This window comes from bacterium (assembly GCA_021159335.1).
Classification (GTDB): Bacteria; UBP14; UBA6098; order B30-G16; family B30-G16; genus JAGGRZ01.
On the sequence record JAGGRZ010000079.1, the window covers coordinates 1 to 1,062 of the forward strand.

Genomic DNA, 1,062 nt, shown 5'->3' on the forward strand with positions numbered 1-1,062 from the left:
TTTTTCATTTTTTCTTATTTCTTAACTTACTGTCTACTTTTAGGGGTGCACCCCATCTATTTCCTATTTTTGGAACAAGAAATACTCTAAAGCTATATTCAGAGCTATTCCAAACGTTTTCATCTAAAGAATCTCTGAAAGCATCTATGTATTCTTTAACTGTTTCGTAATGCTTAGATTGGACATCCTTTAAAACTTTGTTTCGCCATTCGGGATTAGTAGATAATAATTGCAATGGGATTGCCAATGATTCACTAAGACTAAATTCCTGGCCAAACTCTTTAGTTAATAAACTTTCGTAATTCAACAAAAGAGCTTGGCATTCTCCATAAATCTCTAAATCTAATGCAGGTAAGAATCTATGCTCTATTTGGTTTCTTAGGCCTATAAAAAATTAAATTTTCTCTTGCTGGAGGATTTCTATCTTTGAAGTATTCCTTAATACATTTACTTAAGTCCCATGCTTTTCTCTCCCCGTCTATGTAAATATACCTATTTGAATCTTTTTTTCTATAGAAGTACTTAATTCCCTGCTTTTCAAATATGGCATGAAATAGAGATGTCCAAGCAATATTCATCATAACAATGAAACTATACGACCGAAATTTCGTAGCTGGTTTATTATATATATCCACCGCTAACAGGGCAGCATCTCGGGATTTTGTAACCAATCCTCTTACTCTTCTTGGAAGTCTTACCATTCTTATACCTCTTGCGATATTTCATATAGCGTTCTGGAGATATGTGAAGTTTGCCCGTTAGGGCAAATTTGGGCGTAGCCGAAGGCTGTTAGCAGACCCGAAGAGCGAGCAACGAAGTTGCGAAGAGTTCCGCACGCCGCTGACTAAATTCATCTTATTACCTCGTTAAGAGTTCTCTTTAATTCATTTTTCTCTTTTCTTAAATCAATTTCAAGCTGTAGAATTTGGAGTGCACCCCTGTTAGTATAAACCAGTTAAGAAACAGTATTTAAAACTTTTGATACTTTCACCCCCTTTTCCATCTCCCTCTCCTTTTCCTTCTCGATGCTATACCTTTTACCCCATTCTTTGTACTTTCTTA

At 35.5% G+C, this 1,062-nt stretch carries 2 protein-coding genes; both read right to left on the reverse strand.

All coding sequences use genetic code 11. The annotated features are described in order from the left end of the window. Positions 1–4: 4 nt before the first annotated feature. The gene (locus J7J62_04585; protein MCD6124430.1) at positions 5–307 is read right to left on the reverse strand and encodes a hypothetical protein; all 303 of its coding nucleotides are present in this window, start codon (positions 305–307) and stop codon (positions 5–7) included. Positions 308–359: 52 nt separating this feature from the next. Then, complete coding sequence (locus J7J62_04590) at positions 360–701, reverse strand: DUF3644 domain-containing protein (protein MCD6124431.1); 342 nt, start codon at positions 699–701, stop codon at positions 360–362. Between the last annotated feature and the right edge of the window lie 361 nt (positions 702–1,062).